The organism is Roseibium sp. (assembly GCF_050301095.1).
Classification (GTDB): Bacteria; Pseudomonadota; Alphaproteobacteria; order Rhizobiales; family Stappiaceae; genus Roseibium.
The window spans coordinates 1-4,528 of record NZ_JBNKYW010000148.1 but is presented as its reverse complement, the minus strand read 5'-3'; the positions used below and the strand labels follow the sequence as shown (position 1 = coordinate 4,528).

4 protein-coding genes and 1 pseudogene are annotated in these 4,528 nt (G+C 63.1%); all 5 read left to right on the top strand.

From position 1 onward, the window contains the following. Window positions 1-208, top strand: a pseudogene (locus tag ACQY7U_RS13595) (carbohydrate ABC transporter permease); the annotation flags it as partial. Further along, entirely contained in the window at window positions 208-396 is a 189-nt protein-coding gene (locus ACQY7U_RS13590) for a hypothetical protein (RefSeq protein ID WP_248154508.1), read from the top strand. The pseudogene ACQY7U_RS13595 and the gene ACQY7U_RS13590, both read left to right, overlap by 1 nt. 5 nt (window positions 397-401) lie before the next feature. After that, complete coding sequence (locus ACQY7U_RS13585) at window positions 402-1,499, top strand: ABC transporter ATP-binding protein (protein ID WP_428645271.1); 1,098 nt, start codon at window positions 402-404, stop codon at window positions 1,497-1,499. Next, on the top strand, window positions 1,492-2,487 hold the full coding sequence (locus ACQY7U_RS13580; protein WP_428645269.1) for an ABC transporter ATP-binding protein: 996 nt from the start codon (window positions 1,492-1,494) through the stop codon (window positions 2,485-2,487). The genes ACQY7U_RS13585 and ACQY7U_RS13580 overlap by 8 nt, the downstream gene beginning before the upstream one ends. 11 nt (window positions 2,488-2,498) lie before the next feature. Then, on the top strand, window positions 2,499-4,145 hold the full coding sequence (locus ACQY7U_RS13575; protein WP_428645267.1) for a dihydroxyacetone kinase subunit DhaK: 1,647 nt from the start codon (window positions 2,499-2,501) through the stop codon (window positions 4,143-4,145). Window positions 4,146-4,528 lie beyond the last annotated feature (383 nt).

The window sequence follows — 4,528 nt, the reverse complement described above, 5'->3', positions numbered from 1 at the left end:
GAACGAATACGCCTTTGCGGTGCTGCTGACCTCGGGGACGGCGCAGACGGCGCCTCCCTTCATCCCGACCATCATCGGTGTCGGCGGCCAGGACTGGCCGGCGGTGGCCGCAGGCGCAACCCTGTTCCTCGTGCCGGTCATGGTTTTCACAATTCTCCTGCGCAAGCATCTTCTGCGCGGCATCACCTTCGGAGCGGTTCGCAAATGATGAGCGACTTCGTCCATGGCATCGTCCACTTCCGCCGCGGGGCCTGGGAAATGCTGGCCTCCATCCTGATCGCCGTCGGCGTGATCATGCTGATGCAGCCGCTGGTTCTGTGGGCCTACACCTATTCCTTCATTGTCACGCTGACCGGAACGGTGATGTTCATCGTCGTCAGCCACTTTCCGGAGTGACTGCCATGGCCGAGATTGTCATCAGAAACCTGAGGAAGGAGTTCGGCGACTTCACCGCCGTGCAGTCCTCCTCATTCAAGATCGAGGACGGCGAATTCTTCATGCTGCTGGGTCCCTCCGGCTGCGGCAAGACCACCACCCTGCGCATGATTGCGGGGCTGGAACTGCCGACCGCCGGCGAAATCTATATCGACGGCGAGGAAGTCGGCCGGCAACCGGCAAGCAAGCGGGACATTGCCTTCGTCTTCCAGATGTTCGCCCTCTACCCGCACATGAACGTGCGCAGGAACATCTCCTATCCGCTGGTCAGCCAGGGCATGCCGAAGGCGCAGGTCGCCGAAAAGGTCGACGAAGTTTCCCGCATCCTCGGCATCCGCGATATTCTCGACCGGCCGGTGAGCGGACTGTCGGGCGGCGACCGTCAGCGCGTGGCGCTGGGTCGTGCCATCGTGCGCGATCCCAAGGCCTTCATGATGGACGAACCGCTCGGCGCGCTCGATGCGGAATTCCGCGAGCATATGGCGGAGGAACTGCGCGCGCTTCATGATCGCATGGGGGCCACCACCGTCTATGTGACCCACGATCAGCTGGAAGCCATGCAGATGGGCGACAAGATCGTCGTCATGAACCACGGCGTCATCGAGCAGTTCGGCACGCCGCAGGATATCTACGACAAACCGGCGACCATGTTCGTCGCCGACTTCATTGGCTCGCCCTCCATGAATTTCCTGAGGTTCCACGGCAAGGTACATGCCGGGTCTTCAAGCGTGAAGATGCATCACGAGGACCTTTCGATACCGCTCGCACAGGAACCCTTCGAGGGCGATCTTGTCTATGGCATCCGGCCGGAGCATATCTCCTTGAGCGACATCGGGACCTATCGCGGCGAGGTGATCGCCGCCGAATATCTCGGCACGACGCAGATCGTCACGCTGAAAACCGATGGCGGCGAACTCAAGGCCCGGATCCCTTCAGACCAGAAGGTTCGCCCCGGTGAATTCGTCGGGCTGGAGTTCAACGGTGCCACCGTCACCCTGTTCGACAATCAGTCGGGCCGGGCCCTGCGCTCGGAACTGAACGAGGGAGTGCTCGCACATGGCTGAGGTCAAGCTATCCGGTCTCACCAAGACCTTCGGCGACACGGTTGCTGTCGAAAAGGTGAGCATGAACATCCCGAACGGTGCCTTCGTCACGCTGCTGGGGCCGACGGGTGCGGGCAAGACGACCATCCTGCGGCTGATCGCAGGACTGGAAAGTCCCGATGAAGGGGATGTCCTTATCGGTGGGCGGTCGGTGACCGGCGACACGCCGGCGCAGCGCAATGTGGCGATGGTGTTCCAGCAATATTCGCTCTATCCGCACTTGAGTGTTAAGGACAATCTGGCCTTTCCCTTGCGCTCACCGCTTCTGAAGACACCGGAAGACGAGATCGAACGCAGGGTAGAGGAAGTCGCGGAAGTCCTGAGGATTTCCCACAAGCTGGGGAACAAGGCGACGAACCTCTCCGGTGGGGAAATGCAGCGCGTTTCCATCGGTCGGGCGCTGGTGCGCGATCCTTCGATCTACCTGATGGACGAGCCGCTGTCATCGCTCGATGCGAAGCTGCGTTCCGACCTCAGGATCGAACTGAAGCGCATCCAGGACAACCTCGGCGCGACGCTGCTCTACGTCACGCACGACCAGATCGAGGCGATGACCATGGCGACCCATGTCGGCGTTCTTGATCACGGCCGCCTGGTGCAGTTCGGAACGCCGCGCGAGATCTATGAAAACCCGGTCAATCTCTATGTGGCCGGACGGCTGGGCCAGCCGCGGATCAACGTGCTGCCGGCGGACATGTTCGCCGGGGCTCCTGCGGGGGCAAAGTCGATAGGCCTGCGGCCCGAACACATTTCGCAAGGCGAGGGCCAGTCCTCGACGGTGAAGCGGGTCGAACATCTGGGCGACCAGATTCGCCTGCATCTGAACCTGGAGGGCCACAGCATCGTCACCCTTTCTGAAACCGACAGGGATTACGAGCCGGGCGATACGGTCGCCATTCAGCCGCGTAATCCGCTTTTCTTTGACGCCAGCGGCGCACGTATTGCCTGAGGAGACGGGACATGAAGCAATTCATCAACACAAAGGAAGCCCTCGTCACCGAGGCGATCGACGGCACCTTGAGGACCGCGGGCGGGCGCCTGGCGCGTCTCGACGGTTATCCGCACATCAAGGTGGTCGTCAGGACCGACTGGGACAAGTCCAAGGTGGCGCTGGTCTCCGGCGGCGGTTCCGGCCACGAGCCGAGCCATGCCGGTTTTGTCGGCCAGGGCATGCTGACGGCAGCCGTCTGCGGCGAGGTCTTCGCCTCTCCCTCGGTCGATGCGGTGCTGGCCGGAATTCTGGCGGTGACCGGCAAGGCGGGCTGCCTGCTGATCGTCAAGAACTATACCGGCGACCGGCTGAATTTCGGCCTGGCGGCGGAACGCGCGCGGGCCTTCGGCCTGAAGGTCAACATGGTGATCGTCGATGACGACGTCGCCCTGCCGGACCTGCCGCAGGCGCGCGGCGTGGCCGGAACGCTCTTCGTGCACAAGATCGCAGGTGCGCTCGCCGACCAGGGGGCCGATCTCGGCACGATCACGGAAGCGGCGAACCGGGTCATCAAGGGGGCGATCTCCATCGGCATGTCGCTTGATACCTGCACCATCCCGGGCGCTCCGAAGGAAGACCGGATCGAAGCAGGCAAGGCGGAACTTGGCCTCGGCATTCACGGCGAGGCCGGCATCGAGCAGGTCGATTATTCCAACGCCAGGGCAGCCATGGCCATGGTGGTCGACAAGCTTGAACCGAACCTGGCACCGGGACCGCATGTGGCCTTGCTCAACAATCTCGGCAGCACCACGCCGCTGGAAATGGGCGTTCTTCTGGAAGAACTGACCGTGTCGCGCATCGGCAGCCAGATCCGCTGGATGATCGGCCCGTCGGCGATGATGACCTCTCTGGACATGCACGGCTTCTCCGTATCCCTGCTGCCCGTCGGCAAGACGGAGGAGGCGCTGCTCCAGGCGCCTGTTGCTCCGCATGCGTGGCCGGGCTGCCTTTCCCTCGGTCCCGTTGCGGTTCTGCCGTTGCCGGACGGCCTGTCGCCGATCCAGCCGTTGCCGTCCAAGAACCCGGAAACGGCGGCCTTTATCGAGCGGTGCTGCAACATCCTGATCGACGCCGAGGACGAATTGAACGCGCTCGACCTGAAATCCGGGGACGGCGACACCGGCAGCACGCTGGCAACGGCCGCGCGCGCGCTCATCAAGGCGCTCGACCGGATGCCGCTTGCGGATCTGACGCAGCTTTACCGGGCTATCGGACTGGAACTCAGCCAGACCATGGGCGGCTCGTCCGGCGTGCTGCTGGCGATCTTCTTCGCCGCCGCCGGCGATGCCTCTTCCAGTGGGAGGGATGCGATCGGCGCGCTGAAGGCCGGTCTTGACCGGGTGATGCAGGTGGGCGGTGCAAAACCGGGAGACAGGACCATGATCGACGCCCTGCTGCCGGCCTTGAATGCCCTTGAACACGGCATCGAGGCAGCCGCTGCCGAAGCCCGCCAGGGGGCGGATGCGACCGCCCGCATCACGAGAGCCCGCGCGGGCCGGGCCTCCTATGTCTCAGAATCCAGCCTGTCGGGCCACAACGACCCGGGGGCGGAAGCCGTCGCGATCCTGCTCGAAAGCCTGTCCTCGGCTCCGGCCCTGACCTCCCGGTCCGCCTAGATCAGCGGATGTTCAATCGGAATCGATTGAACATCCAAAAGCTGACTGCTTCCAAGATGCACTTGGTCGGACAGATTCCGGCAGGCCGCAAGATGCAGCGGCGGCCTTCCGGAGCACCTTGCGTGCAAGCCGCAATCGAAACCTCACAGATCCGGAAACACCCAAGTCTGGTTTGAGTTGGTGAATTCCGGTTGCAATTCCCTACCGGGGCCTGGAGGCAAACTCTCCCGCCCCTAGGCTGCTACGCCCGTGATCATGGAGACGATCTCGTTCTTGTCCGTCTCGCGCGTGGTGCGGACGCCGATCTGTTTGCCCCGGCGCAGGACGCAGATGCGATCAGACAGCCTGAAGACCTGGTCAAGGCTGTGGCTGATGATCAGGAT